The sequence below is a fragment of the Erythrobacter donghaensis genome, assembly GCF_002155425.1.
In the GTDB taxonomy this organism is placed as follows: Bacteria; Pseudomonadota; Alphaproteobacteria; order Sphingomonadales; family Sphingomonadaceae; genus Erythrobacter; species Erythrobacter donghaensis.
The window spans coordinates 332,308-352,528 of sequence record NZ_MUYG01000009.1; the positions used below are offsets into that span (position 1 = coordinate 332,308).

A 20,221-nucleotide genomic window follows, 5' to 3' on the forward strand; every position below is an offset into this window, starting at 1 on the left:
CGCGTGAATGGTGTCAGGCGACCAGCCTGAGATTGCTGCGCTTCCTGAGCGGCACCAGCGAGACGCGCCCAATGCCGTCGACCGCCGCGAGCCGCTCCGCGAGCTCTCCCGTCAGCACGAAATTGCGCCCGAGCCGCATCTCCACCTCGCCCCCATCGGCGAGCGTGAGGCGCACCACCACCTCGCCCGATCCGGTCGGCCGCTCGCCGCGTGCGGCCTCAAGCTCGATCTGGAGTTCGCGAAGGGCTTCGAGGTGGGCGATATCGGCGGTCAGCTCCATCGCTGTCGCGCCGACCACTGCCGCCAGTGGCCGCGCGCCGCGCACGGTGAGGCGCGGGGGTTCGTCAGGGTTGGGGCTGTCGAGCTCGACCGTCAGCAGCAGGCACTCGCCCGCCTGCGCCCAGCGTTCGAAATCGGGCACCAGCGCTTCTTCAAAACAGGCGGCGGAGAACTGCCCCGAGGAATCGGAGAAATCCGCGCGCACGAAGGTGCCGCCCTTGCGGGTGCGCGCCTTGGTGATGCCTTCGACCAGCACCGCCATCACCGCAGAGCCGCGCCCGCCCACCGGTGCGCCCGCCTCCATCAGGCTCTGATAGGTGCGCGCGCCATTGGCCGAGGCGGCCTCGCGATATTGCTGCACCGGGTGAGCGGAGAAGTAGAAGCCGAAATTCTCGCGCTCCTTCGCCATGCGGTCGGTGCGGCTCCATGGCTCGCAGGATTGCAGGCGCAGATCTTCGGCAGGCCCGGCATCGCCGCCGAACAGCCCCGCCTGCCCGCTCGAACGCTCCCGGATCGCGGCATCGGCGACCGCCATCAGCAGATCGGCATTGGCAAACAGCAGCGCGCGGTCGGGCTCGAGGCCGTCGAAGGCGCCTGCGCAGATCAGTCCTTCGAGCTGGCGGCGGTTCATCGTGCCCTGCGGCACCCGCTCGAACAGGTCCTTGAGGCTGGCGAAAGGCCCGTTCGCTTGCCGTTCGGCAACGATCGCCTCCATCGCCTTTTCGCCGACGTTGCGGATGCCCGCGAGGGCATAGCGCACCGCATAGCCCGTGTCGGTCTGCTCGACGGTGAACTCGGCTTCCGAGGCATTGATGCAAGGCGCCAGCACCTCGACCCCGCCCTGCCCGTTGGGATAGCGGCGCGCGTCGTCGACGAAGACGTTCAATTTCTCCGACTGGTGCATGTCGAAGCACATCGAGGCGGCGTAGAATTCCTCCGGGTAATGCGCCTTCAGCCAGCCGGTCTGATAGGCGAGCAGCGCATAGGCCGCCGCGTGCGACTTGTTGAAGCCGTAGCCTGCAAACTTGTCGATCAAGTCGAACAGCTCGTTGGCGCGCTTCGCTTCGATGTCCGAATTGGCCTTGCACCCTTCGACGAAGCGCCCACGCTGCGCGTCCATCTCGGCCTGCACCTTCTTGCCCATCGCGCGGCGCAGCAGGTCCGCGTCGCCGAGCGAGTAACCGGCCAGCACCTGCGCGGCCTGCATCACCTGTTCCTGATAGACGAAGATGCCGTAGGTTTCGGCGAGGATGCCTTCCAGCTTCGGGTGCGGATATTCGATCGGCACGAGCCCCGCCTTGCGCTGGCCGAACAGCGGGATGTTGTCCATCGGGCCGGGGCGATAGAGCGAAACGAGCGCGATAATGTCGCCAAAATTGGTCGGCTTCACCGCCTTGAGCGTGCGGCGCATTCCTTCGGATTCCAGCTGGAACACGCCCACGGTGTTACCGGCCTGCATCAGGCTGTAGACCGCCTGATCGTCGAGCGGCAGCGCGCCCAAATCGATGGTAATCCCGCGCGCCTCCAGCAGGTCGACCGCCTTGCGCAGCACCGAGAGCGTCTTCAGCCCGAGGAAATCGAACTTCACCAACCCCGAGCTTTCGACATATTTCATGTCGAACTGCGTCACCGGCATATCCGAACGCGGATCGCGGTAGAGCGGCACCAGCTGCGCCAGCGGCCGGTCGCCGATCACCACGCCTGCCGCGTGGGTCGATGAATTGCGCGGCAGGCCTTCCAATTGCATCGCAAGATCGACGAGGCGTTTCACCTCCTTGTTGTCGTCATACTCGCGCTTGAAATCCGCCGCGCCGTTCAATGAGCGCGGCAGCGTCCACGGATCGGTCGGGTGGTTCGGCACCATCTTGCAGAGCCGGTCCACCTGCCCGTAGCTCATCTGCAGAATGCGCCCGCAATCGCGCAGCACCGCGCGGGCCTTGAGCTTGCCGAAGGTGATGATCTGCGCGACGTGGTCGCTGCCGTATTTCTGCTGCACGTAGCGGATCACCTCGCCGCGGCGCGTTTCGCAGAAGTCGATATCGAAGTCGGGCATCGACACGCGTTCGGGATTGAGGAAGCGTTCGAACAGGAGCCCCAGCTTGATCGGGTCGAGATCGGTGATTGTCAGCGCCCAGGCCACCGCCGAGCCCGCGCCCGAACCGCGCCCCGGCCCCACCGGGATGCCATTGTCCTTGGCCCACTTGATAAAGTCGGCCACGATCAGGAAGTAGCCGGGGAAACCCATCTTCACGATCACGTCGATCTCGAATTCGAGGCGGTCGAAATAGACCTTCCGTTCGTCCTCGTTGAGATCGGGGTAGGCCGCGAGCCGCGCCTCGAGCCCTGCGCGCGAATCCTCCGCCAGCATGCGCGCCTCGCCCGCAAGGTCGCCTGCCAAGCTGGGCAGGATCGGCTTGCGATAGGGCGGCGCAAAGGCGCAGCGCTGCGCGATGACGAGGGTGTTGGCGGTCGCCTCGGGGAGGTCGGCGAAGGCCTCCTCCATCATGCTCGCGGACTTGACGAAAGCCTGCGGGTTGGAGCGCGGGCGATCATCCGCGTCGATCTGGGTCGAATTGGCGATGCACAGCATGGCGTCATGCGCCTTGTGCATGTGGGGTTCTGCGAAGTTGGCAGGGTTGGTCGCCACCAGCGGCCAATCGCGGGCATAGGCGAGGTCGATCAGTGCGTCCTCGGCACGCTCGCAGACGGGATCGCCGTTGCGGGCAAGCTCGACATAGAGCCGCCCGGGAAAAAGTGCGGCGAGGCTGTCGGCCAGCCGCTCCGCCGCGTCGTGCTGGCCTTCCGCCAGCAGCCGCGTCAGCCCGCCCTCGCCCGCGCCGGTCAGCGCGATCAGCCCCTCGGTGTGGCCTTCCAGATCGGCGAGCGTGACGTGTGGATCACGCTCCAGCGGCCGGTCGAGGTGCGCGCGGCTGACGAGGTGGCACAGGTTGTCGTAACCCGCGTCATCCTGCGCAAACAGCGCGAGGTAATCGACCACCGTGCGCGTCTCGTCCCGCGCCACGCCGAGCAGCGCACCGATGATCGGCTGCACGCCCTCGCCCTTGCAGGCACCGGCGAAGGCCATGATGCCGTAAAGCCCGTTGCGGTCGCAGATCGCGATCGCGGGATAGCCGCGCTCCTTCGCCAGCTTGGCGATGTCCTTCGGATCGATCGCCCCTTCGAGCATCGAATAGGACGACAGCACGCGCAGCGGAACGAAGGGAGCGAAAGCCATGGCGCCCAATGTAGGATTTTGCGCCGATTCCGGAAGCGCCCCCGCGCGCTAATTCTCCACAGGCGCGGGATAAGTCAGAGCAGCTTCTCGATGTCCTTCGCGATGCTCTCGGGCTTGTCGGTCGGGGCGTAGCGCTTCACCACCCTGCCGTGCCGGTCGATCAGGAACTTGGTGAAGTTCCACTTAACCGCCGTGGTGCCCATCAGGCCCTTCTTTTCAGACTTCATCCAGTCGTAGAGCGGAGAGGCGTCTGGGCCGTTCACGTCGATCTTCGCCATCAGCGGGAAGGTGACGCCGAAATTGACCTTGCAGAACTGGTCGATCTCCTCGGCATTGCCCGGTTCCTGCGCGCCGAACTGGTTGCAGGGGAAGCCCAGCACCTCAAAGCCCTTGTCCTTGTAGGATTGGTAGAGCTTTTCCAGCCCGTCATACTGCGGGGTGAAGCCGCACTTGCTGGCGGTGTTGACCACCAGCAGCACGGTGCCGAGCTTGTCCTTGAGGTCAAGCGGCTGTCCCTTGTTGGTGGTGACGGTGAAATCGGCAATCGTGGTCATGCGGTCTCTGCCCAGCTGATCGTGTCAATCTCCGCCTTGTGCGGGGAAACCGGGGCTGCTGGCAAGCGCCATCGCTTCAGCGGCGGTGTAAACGCGGTCACCGGCCTTACGGATGACATAGTTGCCGCGCTCGGCCTCGGGCATACTCGCGATGTGCCGGATCATTTCGGCAAAGCTGCCGCGCATCAGCGTCGCAGCGCCCGCGTCGGCGGTGACGATCGACGCGCGGTCGTCCCACGCCTGCTCGCCCGAGCGCAGGGTGTCGCCGTTGAAGGTGCTCGGATGGTCGGTCATGGGAAATCTCCTTTCCCCTACCAAGCCGGAAAGCCGGGCTAAGGTTCCGTCGCCCTAGACCAGAACGCCTTCCTTCAGCCGCACCACGCGGTCCATCCGCGCGGCGAGCCGCTCGTTATGGGTCGCGATCAGCGCTGCGCTGCCCTCACCCCGCACCAGCGCGAGGAATTGTTCGAGCACGGCGTCGGCGGTCTTCTCGTCGAGATTGCCGGTCGGCTCGTCGGCCAGCACCAGCGTCGGCCGGTTGGCGAGCGCGCGGGCCACGGCGACACGCTGCTGCTCCCCGCCCGAAAGCTGGCTCGGCCGGTGCGAGAGCCGGTGGCCGAGGCCGAGGCTGGTCAGCAGGCTGTCGGCCCGCGCCACCGCATCGGCGCGCGGAGTGCCCAGGATCATCTGCGGCATCACCACATTCTCGCGCGCGTCGAAATCGGGCAGCAGGTGGTGGAACTGGTAGACGAACCCCAGATGCTCGCGCCGCAGCGCGGTGCGCCCGTCGCCCGAAAGCTGCTCGGCGCGGCTCCCGCCGATCGTGATCGAGCCCTCGAACCCGCCTTCCAGCAGGCCGACGGCTTGCAGCATGGTCGACTTGCCCGATCCCGAGGGGCCGAGCAGCGCGACAATCTCACCCGGCTGGATGTCAAGATCGACCCCGCGCAGCACCTCGATGCGCGTGTCCCCCTGTTCGAATGTGCGGCGCAGTCCCTTGAGGCTGACGATGGGTGTGGTCTCACTCATAACGCAGCACCTGCACCGGATCGGTATTGGCCGCCTTGAAGGCGGGGTAAAGCGTGGCGAGGAAGCTCATGCCCAGCGCCAGCAGCACGATTCCCAGCACCTCCCATGGATCGGTGCGCGACGGCAGGGTCGACAGGAAGCGCACTTCCGGGTCCCAGATCTGCTGCCCGGTGACGAAGGCGATGAAGCTGACGATCGGCTCCCGGAAGAAAAGGATCACCGCGCCCAGCATCAGCCCCGTCACCGTGCCGATCGCGCCGACGGTGCTGCCGGTGGTGACGAAGATCTTCAGCATCGAGCGCCGCGTCGCGCCCATCGTGCGCATGATCGCGATGTCGCGGGTCTTGGCGCGCACCAGCATGACGAGGCTGGAGAGGATGTTGAACGAGGCAACCAGCACCATGAAGCTGAGCGCGAAGAACATCGCCACGCGTTCGACCTGCAGGGCCTCGAACAGCGCCGAGTTCATCGCCTTCCAGTCGGCGATAATCGCCTTGCCGGTGAGGCGGGCGGCGAGCGGGGAGAGGATTTCGCCGACCTTGTCGGGATCGGTGACGGTCACTTCGATCTGCGCAACGGAATCGCCCATCAGCAGCAGAGTCTGCGCCTCCTTCAGCGGGAGCATCACGAACTTCTCGTCGAAGGTATAGATGCCCACCTCGAAGATCGCGCCGACTTCATAGCCGACCTGGCGGATCGAGGTGCCGAAGGGCGTGGTGCGCCCCTGCGGATTGATGATGGTGATCGTGTCGCCGACCCGGATGCCGAGGTTCTGCGCCAGCCGGCTGCCGATTGCGACCTTGCCCGATCCGCCCGACACGCTGCGGATGTCGCCCATCAGCACCTTGTCGCCAAGTTCCGTCAGGTCCGCATCGGTCTGCCCGCGCAGGAAGATCGCCTCGACGCGCCCGCCGAAGCTGGTGAGCAAGGGCCGCTCGATCATCGGCGAGGCGGAGGTGACGCCCGGCGTCGCCTCGATCTCAGCCATCAGGCGCTGCCAGTCGCTGATCTTGCCGTCGTAGCCCTGCACCACCGCATGGCCGTTCAGCCCGGTGATCTTGTCGAGCAATTCGCCGCGAAAGCCGTTCATGACGCTCATCACGACGACCAGCAGCGCAACCGACAGCGCGACCACGCCGACCGAGATTCCGGCCACAAGCGCAATGAAAGCCTCCCCCCGGCCGGGCCAGAGGTAACGCTTCGCGATCATCCATTCGAAGGGAGAGAGCATGGGTGGTGTCAGGTGCCCGTTATTGGCTGAACGCTGCCTGTAGAGGCCTCGGCGGCTGGCGGCAATGGCGTGTTGCGCCGTGGCCGCGCCGGGGAGGCTGTCACACGCCAGTCAGCAAAAAGGCAGGGCGGCGGGGTGTGCTTTGACTTGTAATTGATCCGTCACATCGCCATTGGAGCGGTGCGCCGCGGCGGCCGGGTCCGCGGATAGCTCTGGTGATGCCGATGACGCCCCTCAATGTGACTCACCCCTTCTGCGATGCCGATGGCGACAAGCTGCGCGAGGAGTGCGGGATTTTCGGTGCCATCCGCGCCAATGATGCCGCCGCGACCACCGCGCTCGGCCTCCATGCGCTGCAGCACCGCGGGCAGGAAGCCGCCGGGATCGTCAGCTATGACGGCAAGGAATTCTACGCCAGCCGCGGGCTTGGCCATGTGGCCGAGAATTTCTCCTCTTCCGAAGCCATCGCCGCCCTGCCCGGCCATATGGCAGCAGGCCATGTGCGCTATTCCACCACCGGCGGATCGGGGCTCCGCAACGTCCAGCCGCTTTATGCCGAGCTTGCCAGCGGCGGCTTTGCGGTGGCGCATAACGGCAATATCTCCAACGCCATGAGCCTGCGCACCGATCTGGTGAACAAGGGTTCGATCTTCCAGTCGACCTCGGACACCGAGGTGATCATCCACCTCGTCGCCACCAGCCGCTATCCCACTATTGCCGACCGGCTGGTGGACGCGTTGCGACTGGTCGAGGGCGCCTATGCGCTGATCGTGATGACGCCCGAGGGCATGATCGCGTGCCGCGACCCGCTCGGCATCCGGCCGCTGGTGATGGGGCGGATGGGGGATTCGATCCTGTTCGCCTCCGAAACCGTCGCCTTCGACGTGGTCGGGGCCGAGGTGATCCGCGAAGTCGAACCGGGAGAGCTGGTGCTGGTCGACTTCGCCGGAGAGATCCGTTCGGTCCGCCCCTTCGGCAGCCCGGCGGCGCGGCCCTGCATCTTCGAGCATGTTTATTTCAGCCGTCCGGACTCGGTTTTCGCCGGGCGCTCGGTCTACGAAGCGCGCAAGGCGATCGGCATGGAGCTGGCGCAGGAAGCCCCGTGCGAGGCCGATCTGGTTGTGCCGGTGCCCGACAGCGGCGTGCCTGCGGCGATCGGCTTTGCGATGCAATCGGGCCTGCCCTTCGAACTCGGCATCATCCGCTCGCACTATGTCGGGCGCACCTTCATCCAGCCGTCCGACGGCGCGCGCCATTCGAGCGTGAAGCGCAAGCACAACGCCAACCGCGCGCTGGTCGAAGGCAAGCGCATCGTGCTGATCGACGATTCGATCGTGCGCGGCACGACCAGCCTTAAAATCGTCGAGATGATGCGCGAGGCGGGTGCCAAGGAAGTCCATTTCCGCGTCGCCAGCCCGCCCACCGCGCATTCCTGCTTCTACGGGGTCGACACGCCCGAACGCTCCAAGCTGCTCGCCGCGCGGATGGAGCTGGAGCCGATGCGCGAATTCATCAAGGCCGACAGCCTCGCCTTCATCTCGATCGACGGGCTCTACCGCGCCGTGGGCAAGGAAAAGCGCGACAAGGCCTGCCCGCAGTTCTGCGACGCCTGCTTCACCGGCGACTACCCCACCAGCCTCACCGACCTTGCCATCGCCGAGGCCAAGAACGCCGAACTTCCCTTTGCCGATCCGAAAGCTGCCTGATCCCATGACCGATACGACGAAGCCGCTTTCCGGCAAGACCGCGCTTGTCACCGGCGCGAGCCGCGGGATCGGCGCTGCCACCGCGATCGCACTGGCGGGCGCGGGCGCGCACGTCATCCTCGTCGCACGCAAGGTGAAGGCGCTGGAGGCGGTGGAGGACACGATCCATGGCCTCGGCGGCACGTCGACCATCGCCCCTGTCGACCTGACCGAGCCCGATGCCGTCACCCGGCTCGCCGCCGCGATCGGCGGACGCTGGCCGACGCTCGACATCATGGTGCTGGCCGCGGCCTATCTGCCCGAGCTGACCCCGGCTTCGCAGATGGAGCCCAAGCAGTTCAATCAGGCGCTGCTGACCAACGTGGTCGCCACCCAGGCGCTGCTCGCCGGGTTCGATCCGCTGCTGCGCCGTGCCGAGGCGGGGCGGATCATCGGCCTGACCAGCAGCGTCGGCAGCAACCCCCGGCCCTATTGGGGTGGCTACAGCGCCACCAAGGCCGCCTTCGAGAACCTGCTCGCCACCTATGCCGCCGAGGTCGAGCGCCTCAGCCCCCTGCGCGTGGCGATCGTCGATCCCGGCGCGACCCGCACCGAAATGCGCGCCCGCGCCTATCCGGGCGAGAACCCCGAAACGGTCAAGCCCCCCGAAGTCGTAGCCGAGCGGCTGGTGGCGCTGCTGGCCGAAGGGTTCGAAACCCTCCACCGTGAACGGATCGACTGACGCGGGAACATCCCTACCCGCGCATTAACCATTTGCTGCAAGCCTCCCTTAACGAAATGAGTCGCATTTCGCGGGGTGGACCAAACCACCGCGAGACCGCAGCACAGGGTTAACCAACATGCCGTCAGGTTCAGACATCTATCGTGCCGCAGCGCAGGAAGATCGCTGCGGCCCGCGCACGCGTCTGACAATCCCCGCCACCTTGCGCGCCTCCGGCGGGCGGGCGTTCCAGAGCGTGGTGCACGATCTTTCGATCTCGGGCTTTTCCGCCGCATCGATCAACCGGATGCACGAAGGCCAGATGTGCTGGCTGACGCTGCCGGGGCTCGAGTCGCTGCAGGCCGAAGTCGTGTGGTGGGACAATTGCATCGTCGGCTGCGCGTTCAGCGAGCTGCTTAGCCCGATCGTGCACGACAACATCCTGCAGCGTTACAGCAACCTCGGCGCCTATCGCCCGTGATCCGGCGGCGGCGGGGTGCCGCCGTGCGCCTCAGCGGACCTCGGCTGCGACCTTGCGGCTGAGGTCGAGGATTTCGCCCCGCGTCGCCCCGCCGCTCGCCTGCATCCAGTTGCCGAAATAGGCGAACACCACCCGCTTGTCGGGGAACAGGGTGATCCCTTGCCCGAAGATCCCCTGCGCGCCAAAGGTGCCCTGCGGATAGGTCCACCACTGGTAGCCGTAGCCAAAACCGCTGTCGCCGAAATCGACCTGACTGTCGGTCGCTTCGGCGAACCAGCCCTCGGGCACCGCGCCCTTCCCGCCTTCAAGCACGAACTGCCCCATGCGCGCATAGTCGCCGAGCGTGATCGACAGGCAGCACCCGCCGATATTGCCGCCGCGCGGATCGACCATCCAGAACAGGCCGCCTGCGAACCCAGCCGGGTCGATGATCTTGGTCTTGGCATATTCCGCCAACGGCTGTCCGACCGCATTTTCGACCAGCACGCCGATCAGATTGGTCTCCCCGGTCTTGTAGACCCACTTCGTCCCCGGCTCGGCCTCCCGCGGGAGCGCCTTCATCTGGGCGACCATGGCATCGGGGCCATATTCGGAGACGAACCGCGCCATCTGCGCGACATCGGAATTGGGGTCGGTGTAGTTCTCGTCCCACTTGACCCCGCTCGTCATGGTGGCGAGCTGGCGCACGGTGACGCCTTCGTAGGCGCTGCCGGCAAGGCCAGGGATATACTGCGTCACCGGATCATCGAGGCTGGTGATGAATCCATCCTTGACCGCCGCGCCGAGCAGGGTCGAGGTGAAGCTCTTGGCGACCGAGAAGCTGGTCCAGCGATCCTGCGGGCCCATGCCGAGGCCATAGGCTTCATAGGCGACCTTGCCGTCGACCAGCACCATAATCCCGGCCGTGCCGGTTGCGGCCATCGCCGCCTGCAATTCGGCCTGCAATTCGGCGCTGAGCGGCGCGCCCTTCTCGAGCGGGCGCGGCCTTGCGGCAGCGGGGACTTCGTGGCCGGCAAACCACTGCTCCATTGCGCGGAAGCGCTCGCTGCGCTGTTCATCGCTCCAGAACAGCACCTGCAGATCGGACGGATCGCGCGCGGGCGGCTGAACGAGGCGCGCGGCAGGCGTCGCCGGGCCTTGGGTCGCGGCCTCGGCGGCCGGTTGCGCTGCGGCTTGCGGCTCCGCGCTGGCAGGCGCTCCGGACAGCAGCGCCGCCAGCACCAGCCCCGAAACCGCGCCTCTGATATTGCCGAGGTTCATGGCCATTGTCTCACCCTCTCCCGATCCTGTGTGAGGGGCTTAGGCGGGCACGGGGGCAATCGGCAAGCCCTGTCAGCCGTCCTTCATTTCCTTGAGCGCCGCCAGCGCCCGCTCGCGCGCGGCCTTGTGAGCGATGATCTTGCGCGGATAGCCCGAAGGCCTGCGCCCGAATTCCTCCGGGTCGTGGACGTAAGGCTCCTCCAGCCCCTTCAGCTCGGGCAGATAGGTGCGGAGATAGCGCGCCGCGTCGAACTTCTCCGACTGAGTCAGCGGGGCCATGATCCGGCTGAACATGTTGCTGTCCACCCCGGTGCCCGCGGTCCATTGCCAGTTGGTGGCGTTGGAGGCGTAGTCGGCGTCGCACAGCGTGTCCCAGAACCACTTCTCCCCCTCGCGCCAGTCGATCAGCAGGTGCTTGATGAGGAAGCTCGCGGTGATCATCCGCACGCGGTTGTGCATCCACCCGGTCTGCCACAGCTGGCGCATCCCGGCATCGACGATCGGATAGCCGGTGCGGCCTTGCTGCCAGGCCTTGAGATCGCTGGCGGCTTTCTCGTCGGTATTGGGATCGCGCCAGCCGAACCGGTCGAAATCCTCGCGGTAGTTCTGCGTGGCATAGCCGGGGAATTGCAGGATGGCGTTCTGCGAATAGTCGCGCCAGATCAGCTCGCCCTCGAAAGTGCGCCAGCCATCCGATCGCTTGTGCTTGAAGCGGTGCCAGATCTGGATCGGCGAAATCTCGCCGAAGTGGAGGTGCGGGGAAAGGCGCGAGACCTTGTCGACGCTGGGGAAATTTCGCTTGTCGTCATAGTCGTCGAGATCGGCTTCCCATGCTTCGAGGCGCTCGTGCGCCGCGTCTTCGCCCACCTGCCAGAAGTCGCGCATTCCGCCCGCCCAGTCGGGCTTGGTGGGGAGGAGGTTCCAGTCGGCCAGGTCGTCGCTCGCGGGCCAGCTGTCCGGCGAGGACAGCGTCTCGGGTGCAGGCAGTTCGTCGCGCGGGGGGAAGACGGCGCGCATCGCGCGGGAGAAGGGCGTGTAGATTTTGTAGGGATCGCCGCTGCCCGTGGTGACGCTGCCCGGCCGCATCAGGAAATTGCCGTCGTAGAGTTGCAGATCGTGGCTTTCGGCGAGCTTCTTCTGCGCTTTCCGCCACCAAGGCTCGTAATGGCGGTTGGCATGGATGGCGGTCGCGCCGGTCTGCTTGGCGACCTTGGCCAGTTCCTCAACCGCATCTCCGCGGCGCAGGATCAGCTTCGCGTGCCTTTGGGCGAGGCTGTTCGACAGGTTTTCGAGCGAATGATGCAGCCACCAGCGCGAGGCCCCGCCATAGGCGTGGTGCTTCGGGCTCTCGTCATCGAGCACATAGACGCACACCACCGGCCCGGCCTTGGCGGCATGGTAGAGCGCGGGATTGTCGGCGAGGCGCAGGTCGCGGCGGAGCCATACGATTTGGGTTTGGGGCATCGGTTACTCTGGTTTCTGGTTTCCTCACCCAACGCCGTCATGCTGAACTAGTTTCAGCCGCTACCCTCATTTCCAATCCCGTCATGCTGAACTCGTTTCAGCATCCATGGTGCCCCCCGAGCGGACATTGGCGGAGGAAGAATGGATCCTGAAACGAGTTCAGGATGACGAACTAGGGAAGTTCCTCACACCGCACATCCGGCAGCGCCACCGAGAACCGGTCCCGCGAGAGCGGATCGTAGGAACGGGCGTCGTAGAGGATCACCGAGCCGTCGTCGGCGCGGGTTGCAAAGGGCGCGCGCGACCAGAACAGGAAGGCGCCAAGCCGACTGTTATCCCCTGAGGCTTCGGTAAATGGGCGCACCTTGCACTGCACAGCCTTGGAATTGGCATAGCCATAGCCAAACGCGGCTCCATCCCAGTCGCTCGAAATCCAGCGCCCGTCCCCAAGCTCCGCAATCTGCTCGCGCCGCCAGAATTCGAACGGCACGGGTGCCGCGATGTGGGCGAGCGGATAGGGTTCGGTCCTTGTGCCGCGCGTTTCATAGTTGAGCCAGGTAATCGCCCCGTTCACCCCGATATAGGCCAGCATCGCCGCCACGCCCAGCCGCCCCGCGCGCGACCAATCAGCCCCCGTCTTCTCCCGCCGCCGCGACACCCAGATCGCCGCGATCAACATCGCCCACAACCACGGGTCGATGATGAACAGCGTATCGCCGTAGAACCATTCCGAGGAGAACGGCTCCAGCAGCCGGATGCCGTAGACGTTGAGCCAGTCGAAGAACGGGTGGCTGAGGCAGCCGATGAAGGCCATCGCATAGAGCCAGCCGAAGCGCATCGGCAGCCGTCCCTCGGGCCGGGTGCCGCGCTTGGTCTGCCAGCGGTCGAAGGTCCACAAGATCCCCGCCAGCACCAGCGGGAGCAGCACCAGCGCGGGCGGGCCGTGGGTGATCCCGCGGCGGAACGCGAGATGCTCGGTGCCCTCGAGCCAGAATAAGCACGCCGCGTCCACGTCCGGCAGGTTCGCGCCGATGATCAGCGCGGGCATGGCGAGTCCGGTGGTCTTCTTCAGCCCCGCCTGCCCCAGCACCGCGCCGACGAGGCTATGTGTCAGATTGTCCATCGGAAGAATGGCTAGCGCGCCGCCGCCAATCTAGCGAGTGGAAATGCGCCGAAGCAGCGCCTATCGCACCGGCAAAGACACCGGAGAGAACCTCGATGACCGACACCCCTTACATCCGCCCCGACATGAAGGCCTTCCTCGACATGATGGCGCAGGTGAACGGGCCCAAGCTTGTCGACATGACGCTGGAGGAAGCACGCGCGTCCTATCAGGCGCTGCACAACCTCGCCGACCGTCCGGCGCGTGCACTGCCGGTGATCCGCGACCTTGCCTGCCCCGGCCCCAATGGCGAGATTCCGCTGCGCCTCTACGACGCCCGCGAGAGCCGCGAAGGGCCGACGCCGGTGATCGTCTTCTACCACGGCGGCGGCTTCGTGATCGGCGACCTCGACTCGCACCATGCGCTCTGCACCGAGATCGCCGCCCTGGCCGATCTGCCGCTGGTCGCGGTGCACTATGCACGCGCGCCCGAAGCCCCCTTCCCCGCCGCGATCCTCGATTGCGAGGCGACGACGCGCTGGGTGGCCGCTGGGCCCGAGGCGCTGGGCCTCACCCCCAGCGGAATCGTCACCACCGGCGATTCCGCGGGCGGCAACGCCACCGTGGTGGTCGGCCAGCTGCTCGCCGCCGATCCCGCGCACACGCCCGTGCTGTTGCAGGTGCCGATCTTCCCGCTGGTGGCCGACGCCAACGGCTCGGACAGCATGGCAGCCTTCAGCGAAGGCTTCGTCCTTACCGCGGAAAGCATGGGCTTCTTCGACACCGCCTACGCCGCCGACCGCGCCGATCCGCGCGGCTTCCCCATCCTCGGGCGGCACGACGACGCCCCGCCAACCATCGTCGTCACCGCCAGCCTCGATCCGATCCGCGATTCGGGCCGCGCCTATGCAAAGGCGCTGGTCGATGCCGGGCGCGATTGCCTGTTCATCGAAATGCGCGGGGTGACGCACAGCTTCACCAACTTGCGCGCAGCCGTGCCGAGCACGCAGGGCGATCTCGAACGCATTGTCGCCGCGATGCGCTTCATGCTGGAGAACCCGGCATGAGCTTCGACCACCTCCCCTATCGCCCCTGCGCGGGCTTCATGCTGGTGAACCGCGCAGGGCTGGTCTTCGTCGGCGAGCGGATCGACCCCTCCGCGCACGGCTACTGGCAGATGCCGCAAGGCGGAATCGACAAGGGCGAGGACGTGCGCGCCGCCGCGCTGCGCGAGCTCGAAGAAGAAATCGGCGTCGGCCCCGACAAGGTCGAGGTGATCGCCCCCGCCTCACGCCCGATCCGCTACGATCTGCCGCCCGAACTGGTCGGCAAGGTGTGGAAGGGCAAGTATCGCGGGCAGGAACAGCACTGGTTCCTGGGGCGCTTTCTGGGCGAGGACACCGACATCGACCTCGAAGCGCACGACCCGCCCGAATTCCACGCCTGGCGCTGGATCGCGCCGGAGGACCTGCCTGCGCTGATCATCCCGTTCAAACGGGCGGTTTACGAGGAAGTGCTGGCGGAATTCCGCAGCCTGATTTGAGGGCTTAATTCGCCGTGGCGGCGTCCGCGCTGCTCTCCACCGCCAATTTGGGCGAGGGGCCGCGCGCGATGCTTGATTGCAGCGCGACCGTTTCGGGGCATTCGTCACCGCACAGCGATTGCAGCTTGGCGAGGTTGCGCTTGGCTTTCTCAAGCGCGCCCTTTTCCACCAGCGCCGCGCCTTCGCCCGAGATCGCGGCGAAATTGCCCGGATCGCGCTCCAGCGCCTCACGGTAGTAACGGATCGCCTTGCCTTGCAGGCCCTGCTGGCGTGCGGCTTCGGCGAGGTCGATGAAGATCGGCGTATAGGCGGGATCGACCGCCAGCGCGGCTTCGAAGGCGTCGATCGCGGCTTGCGAGTCTCCCGCAGCCAGCGCCGCCTGCCCCTGCCCGATCAGCACCCCCGCGCGCGGATCGGGGTCGCCGATCTCCGCGCTCGAAATGCTCGCCGTCATGGCCAGACACAGGGACAGAGCGGCGGCAGGGGGCGCGAAACGCATCAGAAGCTCCTTCAGTGCATGGGACCGGGAACCGGAAAAGGTGTCCATAACATGCGAGGCTATCACGGTGAACGCAAGCAGGCGATGAAAAAACCATCCGTGCCGTCGTGGAGCGGATCGAGACGGATTCCCGCCCCGCGCGGGCGGCCGAGCGGGAGCGTCAGCGGCTCGCTGTGCCAGCCGGGATGGCGAGCGAGGAAGGCGGTGATACGGTCCGGCCCCTCGGCATCGAGCACCGAGCAGGTGACAAAGGCAATGCTGCCGCCAGGGCGGGTCAATTGCGCGGCGAGATCGAGCACGTGGTCCTGAAGAAGGTTCAGCCGCCCAAGCTCGACTCTATCGAGCCGCCAGCGCCCCTCGGGACTGCGCCGCCATGTCCCGCTGCCCGAGCACGGCGCATCGACCAGCACGTGATCGGCCTCGCCCGCCCAGGGGGCAAGCGCTCGCATTTCCTGACCCGGATCGAGCAGCACGGTGTGATCCACCGCCGCCCCCGCGCGCGCCGCGCGCGGCGCGAGGTTGCCGAGGCGGCGCTTGTCGGTGTCTGCAGCAACGAGGCTCGCGGCATTTCCGAGCCTTGCCGCGAGCGCGAGGGTCTTGCCCCCGCCGCCTGCGCACAGGTCGATCACCGTGTCGCCGGGGCCGACGGGCAGCGCCTCGACGATCAGCTGGCTGCCGCAATCCTGCACCTCGATCTGCCCGTCCGCATAGGCCTCCCACTGCTCGACCGGCGTGCCCGAGGCAAAGCGCAGCCCCTGCGCCGAAGGCAGCGGCTCGCCCGGTTCGGGCAGCGCGATGGTGCTGCGGTCGGCCTTCAGCGCATTGACCCGGATATCAAGCGGCGCGCGGCCCAGCAGCGCGGCAATCTCGCGCCCGCCGAGGTCCGAAGCGCGCAAGCTTGCGGCGAGCCACTTGGGGGCAAGGCCGGTGTTGGCGGGTTCTTCGCCCGCGCCGATCGGGGCGGGGCCGTGGGGGGAGCCGTCGAACAGCGCTCTCACCGCCTCGTCCTGCCCCGCCACCGCCAGCATCGCCGCGCGGCCACTGGCGGGCACGGGGCCGCACAGGCGGATCGCGCGATAGACGAGATCGCGCACCGCGCGCCGGTCTTTCGATCCGGCATAACGGCGCGCGCGGAAATAGTCGGCGATGATCCGGTCCGCAGGCGCACCTTTGGCGCGGGCGGAGGTGATAACGGTATCGAGCAGCTCGATCGCCGCCTGTATTCTAGCGGCGGGGGTCATGGTGTGTCCTCAGCGTGTGGGATAATTCGGCGCCTCGCGGGTGATCGCGACGTCGTGGACGTGGCTTTCCGAAAGACCCGCATTGGTGATGCGCACGAATTGCGCGCGGCTCTGGAGATCGGTGATCGTGCGCGAGCCGGTATAGCCCATCGCCGCCTTGATCCCGCCGACCAGCTGGTGGACGACGTCCGCCGCCGGGCCCTTGAACGGCACCTGCCCTTCGATCCCCTCGGGCACCAGCTTTATCGCGGAAACGTCCTGCTGGAAATAGCGGTCGGCCGAGCCCCGCGCCATCGCGCCGACCGAGCCCATGCCGCGGTAGGCCTTATAGGAGCGCCCCTGATAGAGGAACACCTCGCCCGGGCTTTCAGTGGTGCCCGCCAGCATCGAGCCGATCATGACGCTCGACGCGCCTGCCGCCAGCGCCTTGGCGGCATCGCCCGAGGTGCGCAGGCCGCCATCGGCGATCACCGGCACGCCCGACTTGGCGGCCTCGGCAGCGCTTTCCATGATCGCGGTCAGCTGCGGCACGCCCACGCCTGCAACGACGCGGGTGGTGCAGATCGAGCCCGGCCCGATCCCGACCTTCACGGCGTCCGCCCCCGCATCGACCAGCGCGCGGGTCGCCTCGGCAGTGGCGACATTGCCGGCGATCACCTGCACCCGGTTGGAGAGCTTCTTCACCCGCTCGACCGCACGGGCGACTTCGATATTGTGGCCGTGCGCGGTGTCGATCACGATCACGTCAACCTCGGCATCGACCAGCGCCTCGGTGCGTGCGAAGCCGGCATCGCCCACCGTGGTCGCCGCCGCCGCGCGCAGGCGGCCAGTGCTGTCCTTGGTGGCGTGGGGGTAGTTCACGGCCTTTTCGATATCCTTCACCGTGATGAGGCCGATGCAGCGGAAGGCATCGTCGACCACCAACAGCTTCTCGATCCGGCGGGCGTGCAGGAGCCGGCGCGCCTCTTCCTGCCCGGTGCCGAGCGGCACGGTGGCAAGGTTTTCGGTGGTCATCAGTTCGCGCACGGGCTGCATCGGGTTCTCGGCGAAGCGCACGTCTCGGTTGGTGAGGATGCCGACCAGCTTGCCGCCCGAGTCCACCACGGGAATCCCGCTGATCCGGTTAGCCTGCATCAGCGCCTGCGCCTCTCCGAGGGTCGCGTCGGGGTGGATCGTGATCGGATTGACCACCATCCCGCTTTCATAGCGCTTCACGGCGCGCACCGCGGCGCATTGCGCGTCGATATCGAGATTGCGGTGCAGAACGCCTATCCCGCCCAGCTGCGCCATCGCGATCGCCATGTCAGCCTCGGTCACGGTGTCCATCGCCGAGGACAACACGGGAATGTTGAGCGCGATCTCGCGCGTCAGGCGGGTCGAGGTATCGGCCATGCTCGGCAAGACGCTCGATTCCGCCGGGCGGAGCAGAACGTCATCGAAGGTAAGACCGAGCGGGATATCCATGTGCGCCACTTTCTGATGGTCGAGAGAGGGTTCTCCTCCAGCGGGAGAATCGTGGCGGCCCATGTAACCGCACAAGCGCCAAAGCGCTAGGGCTGCGCGGCGGCGGGCGCGGGAAAGCGCGCAGGGTCGGCCACCACGCGGATCACGTCCTCGTGCAGCAGCAGATCCTCGATCGCCCCGCCAAGCTCGACGGCCGAGGTCTCGTCCGAGGGGCGGTGATAGCGCGAGGCGATGAAGGGATCGAGCACCGCGCGGCTGCCATAGGTGCTCGACAGCAGCACGGTCGGCACCCCGGCCTGGATCAGCGCCCAGCCATCCTGACGCTGGAGATAGCTGTCGGCAAGGCTCTGATCGCCCACCCCCCGGCCCTGCTGCACGATCGCCTCGCCGAGCACCGCATCGAGCGCCGGGTTGCGCCCTGCGCCGATGATCCCGAGCGGACTGCCTGCGGGCGCCACCGCCATCATGTCGAAATTGAACGCTGCCACGATGCTCTCGAGCGGCAGCGGCGGCGCTTTGACGAAGGCGCGGGTGCCGAGCAGCCCGTCCTCCTCGGCGCTGACGGCGAGAACATAGATGTCGCGCGCCAGCGGCGGCCCGGCCTTCAGCCGCCGGGCGAGTTCCAGCATCATCGCCACCCCGCTAGCGTTGTCCGCCGCGCCGTTGCAGATCCGGTCGCCTGCATAGGGTGCGCCGCATTCGCCCAGATGGTCCCAATGCGCCAGCAGCAGCACGGCGCCCGATCCGGGCTCGCTGCCGGGGATCTTGCCAATCACGTTCTGGGTGGGGTATTCGCGCCTGTCGGCGGTCGCCTCGATGGTCATGGCGAGATTGAGTTCGAGCGGGGCGAAATCGGGTTTACCTGCCTCGGCCTTGTACCGCTGCCAGCGCCGCGCGCCCACCACCTTCGCCACTGCGGCATCGGTCATATAGGCCGAAAGCGTGTCGAGCTGCTCGCTGGCAAGCGCCACGCGCGCGCGGCCTTCGCGGCGGCGAACCTCGGCCAGCGCTTCGGCGTCGGGCACGACGGTGACGACTGCGGTCGCGCGCTGACGGAACAGCGCCTCGCGCCGCGCCGCATCCTGCCCCGGATCGGCCAGCATCAGCGCCGCCGCACCCGCCAGCGCATCGCCCAGCACCGAGCCATCCCCCAGCCCGACGAACACCACCGGAACCCCCGTCCCCGGCCCGCCCGCCGCCAGCGCGCGGCGGCGCGGCGTGAAGACGGCGGCCTCGGTATCGGACAAGGTCACGGCCTTGCGCCCCTGCCCCAGCGTCAGCTTGCCGGTCAGCGGTTCGACCTGCACCAGATCGACCGGCATCAGCCAGTAGGAGCCCGGATCATTGGTGCCCGAAACCAGCCCGACCTCGCCAAACCGCTTTTCGAGATAATCCTGCGTCGCCCGCCCGCCCGGCGTGCCCGGCTTGCGCCCGGCGAATTCGTCGCTGGCGAGCACGGCGATGTCGGCGCGCAGCCGCTCGGCAATGTCGCTCTGCGCTAGGCCGGGCGCGGCAACGGGCGGGGCCTTGGCACAGGCTGCAAGCGCGAGGCTCGCCAGCGCCAGTGCCAGCAGGCGGATGCGCGCCCGCATCATTCGGCCGTCCAGCCCCCGTCGAGCGCATAGTTCGCGCCGGTGATATTGCGCGCCGCATCCCCGCATAGGAACACTGCGAGTGCGGCGACATCCTCAGGCGTGACGAAGCTCTTGGTCGGCTGCTTGGCGAGCAGGATGTCGTTCATCACCTCTTCGCGCGTCATCCCGCGCGCGGCCATGGTGTCGGGAATCTGGTTTTCGACCAGCGGCGTCCAGACATAGCCGGGCGAAATGCAGTTGGCGGTGATGCCGCAGGTGGCGAGTTCAAGCGCGATGGTCTTGGTAAAGCCCGCAAGGCCATGCTTGGCCGCGACATAGGCGCTCTTGAAGGGCGAGGCGACCAGCGAATGGGCGCTGGCCGTGTTGATGATCCGCCCCCATCCCTTCGCCTTCATCCCCGGCACGGCGGCCCGCGTGGTGTGGAACGCCGCCGAAAGGTTGAGCGCCATAATAGCGTCCCACTTTTCCGGCGGGAAATCCTCGACCGGGGCGACGTGCTGCATCCCGGCATTGTTGACGAGAATGTCGATGGGGCCAATCGCGTCCATCATCGCGGCGATGGCGGACGCGTCCATCAGATCGGCGCCGTGATGGGCCGCGCCCAGTTCCGCGCACAGCTTCGCGATCTCGCCTGCGTCGCCAAAGCCATTGAGAACCACCTCGGCGCCTTCGGCCGCCAGCGCGCGCGCCACGGCGAGGCCAATCCCCGAGGTCGATCCGGTGACAAGGGCACGCTTGTCCTTGAGCATTCGGAACATCTCCTGCACGTTCGGATTACAGGTCTTCGCTTTTGCCGCAGGACGTGCGCCTGTCCAGCAAATTGCTGAGCCCGTGGGGG

18 protein-coding genes are annotated in these 20,221 nt (G+C 66.9%); 5 read left to right on the forward strand and 13 right to left on the reverse strand.

Features of this window, described 5'->3' with window-relative positions:
* Nucleotides 1–13 precede the first annotated feature (13 nt).
* The 5 genes from dnaE to BZF59_RS07915 form a co-directional block, all read right to left on the reverse strand.
* Entirely contained in the window at nucleotides 14–3,514 is a 3,501-nt protein-coding gene (dnaE, locus tag BZF59_RS07895) for a DNA polymerase III subunit alpha (RefSeq protein ID WP_086607701.1), read from the reverse strand.
* A 74-nt stretch (nucleotides 3,515–3,588) separates the two neighbouring features.
* On the reverse strand, nucleotides 3,589–4,068 hold the full coding sequence (locus tag BZF59_RS07900) for a glutathione peroxidase (RefSeq protein ID WP_086607702.1): 480 nt from the start codon (nucleotides 4,066–4,068) through the stop codon (nucleotides 3,589–3,591).
* A 24-nt stretch (nucleotides 4,069–4,092) separates the two neighbouring features.
* On the reverse strand, nucleotides 4,093–4,362 hold the full coding sequence (locus tag BZF59_RS07905) for a hypothetical protein (protein ID WP_086607703.1): 270 nt from the start codon (nucleotides 4,360–4,362) through the stop codon (nucleotides 4,093–4,095).
* A gap of 54 nt (nucleotides 4,363–4,416) precedes the next feature.
* Entirely contained in the window at nucleotides 4,417–5,097 is a 681-nt protein-coding gene (locus tag BZF59_RS07910; RefSeq protein ID WP_086607704.1) for an ABC transporter ATP-binding protein, read from the reverse strand.
* Nucleotides 5,090–6,328 carry a lipoprotein-releasing ABC transporter permease subunit gene (locus BZF59_RS07915; RefSeq protein ID WP_086607705.1) on the reverse strand — a complete coding sequence of 413 codons (1,239 nt, stop codon included), beginning with the start codon at nucleotides 6,326–6,328 and terminating at the stop codon, nucleotides 5,090–5,092. Before BZF59_RS07915 ends, BZF59_RS07910 begins: the two co-directional genes overlap by 8 nt.
* A 218-nt stretch (nucleotides 6,329–6,546) precedes the next feature.
* On the opposite strand from BZF59_RS07915, the gene purF reads away from it, so the two are divergent.
* The 3 genes from purF (at nucleotide 6,547) to BZF59_RS07930 (ending at nucleotide 9,215) form a co-directional block, all read left to right on the forward strand.
* Nucleotides 6,547–8,034: an amidophosphoribosyltransferase gene (purF, locus tag BZF59_RS07920; protein ID WP_086607706.1), complete on the forward strand. Its 1,488-nt coding sequence runs from the start codon at nucleotides 6,547–6,549 to the stop codon at nucleotides 8,032–8,034.
* A gap of 4 nt (nucleotides 8,035–8,038) precedes the next feature.
* A complete protein-coding gene (locus BZF59_RS07925; RefSeq protein ID WP_086607707.1) occupies nucleotides 8,039–8,755 on the forward strand; it encodes an SDR family NAD(P)-dependent oxidoreductase in 717 nt (238 codons plus the stop codon).
* A 118-nt stretch (nucleotides 8,756–8,873) separates the two neighbouring features.
* Complete coding sequence (locus BZF59_RS07930) at nucleotides 8,874–9,215, forward strand: PilZ domain-containing protein (protein WP_086607708.1); 342 nt, start codon at nucleotides 8,874–8,876, stop codon at nucleotides 9,213–9,215.
* A 30-nt stretch (nucleotides 9,216–9,245) separates the two neighbouring features.
* Here the strand turns inward: BZF59_RS07930 and BZF59_RS07935 are convergent, their stop codons facing one another.
* The 3 genes from BZF59_RS07935 to BZF59_RS07945 all read right to left on the reverse strand — a co-directional run bounded on the left by BZF59_RS07935 (nucleotide 9,246) and on the right by BZF59_RS07945 (nucleotide 13,062).
* Nucleotides 9,246–10,481 carry a serine hydrolase domain-containing protein gene (locus BZF59_RS07935; RefSeq protein WP_086607709.1) on the reverse strand — a complete coding sequence of 412 codons (1,236 nt, stop codon included), beginning with the start codon at nucleotides 10,479–10,481 and terminating at the stop codon, nucleotides 9,246–9,248.
* Between the two features lie 66 nt (nucleotides 10,482–10,547).
* On the reverse strand, nucleotides 10,548–11,939 hold the full coding sequence (locus BZF59_RS07940) for a cryptochrome/photolyase family protein (RefSeq protein ID WP_086607710.1): 1,392 nt from the start codon (nucleotides 11,937–11,939) through the stop codon (nucleotides 10,548–10,550).
* Between the two features lie 172 nt (nucleotides 11,940–12,111).
* Nucleotides 12,112–13,062, reverse strand: coding sequence for a metal-dependent hydrolase (locus tag BZF59_RS07945; RefSeq protein WP_086607711.1), 951 nt, complete (start codon nucleotides 13,060–13,062; stop codon nucleotides 12,112–12,114).
* A 95-nt stretch (nucleotides 13,063–13,157) separates the two neighbouring features.
* Between BZF59_RS07945 and BZF59_RS07950 the strand changes: the two genes are divergently transcribed.
* Both BZF59_RS07950 and BZF59_RS07955 read left to right on the forward strand, forming a co-directional pair.
* A complete protein-coding gene (locus BZF59_RS07950; RefSeq protein WP_086607712.1) occupies nucleotides 13,158–14,108 on the forward strand; it encodes an alpha/beta hydrolase in 951 nt (316 codons plus the stop codon).
* Complete coding sequence (locus BZF59_RS07955; RefSeq protein ID WP_086607713.1) at nucleotides 14,105–14,584, forward strand: RNA pyrophosphohydrolase; 480 nt, start codon at nucleotides 14,105–14,107, stop codon at nucleotides 14,582–14,584. Before BZF59_RS07950 ends, BZF59_RS07955 begins: the two co-directional genes overlap by 4 nt.
* Nucleotides 14,585–14,588: 4 nt before the next feature.
* Here BZF59_RS07955 and BZF59_RS07960 read toward each other — a convergent pair whose 3' ends face one another.
* From BZF59_RS07960 to BZF59_RS07980, 5 genes are all read right to left on the reverse strand, one after another.
* The gene (locus tag BZF59_RS07960) at nucleotides 14,589–15,083 is read right to left on the reverse strand and encodes a tetratricopeptide repeat protein (RefSeq protein ID WP_211277373.1); all 495 of its coding nucleotides are present in this window, start codon (nucleotides 15,081–15,083) and stop codon (nucleotides 14,589–14,591) included.
* A 62-nt stretch (nucleotides 15,084–15,145) separates the two neighbouring features.
* A complete protein-coding gene (locus tag BZF59_RS07965; RefSeq protein ID WP_086607715.1) occupies nucleotides 15,146–16,324 on the reverse strand; it encodes an RsmB/NOP family class I SAM-dependent RNA methyltransferase in 1,179 nt (392 codons plus the stop codon).
* Nucleotides 16,325–16,333: 9 nt separating this feature from the next.
* Entirely contained in the window at nucleotides 16,334–17,788 is a 1,455-nt protein-coding gene (gene guaB / locus BZF59_RS07970; protein ID WP_086607716.1) for an IMP dehydrogenase, read from the reverse strand.
* An 86-nt stretch (nucleotides 17,789–17,874) separates the two neighbouring features.
* Complete coding sequence (locus BZF59_RS07975) at nucleotides 17,875–19,383, reverse strand: M20/M25/M40 family metallo-hydrolase (RefSeq protein WP_086607717.1); 1,509 nt, start codon at nucleotides 19,381–19,383, stop codon at nucleotides 17,875–17,877.
* On the reverse strand, nucleotides 19,380–20,132 hold the full coding sequence (locus BZF59_RS07980) for a 3-hydroxybutyrate dehydrogenase (RefSeq protein ID WP_425429566.1): 753 nt from the start codon (nucleotides 20,130–20,132) through the stop codon (nucleotides 19,380–19,382). The genes BZF59_RS07975 and BZF59_RS07980 overlap by 4 nt, the downstream gene beginning before the upstream one ends.
* Between the last annotated feature and the right edge of the window lie 89 nt (nucleotides 20,133–20,221).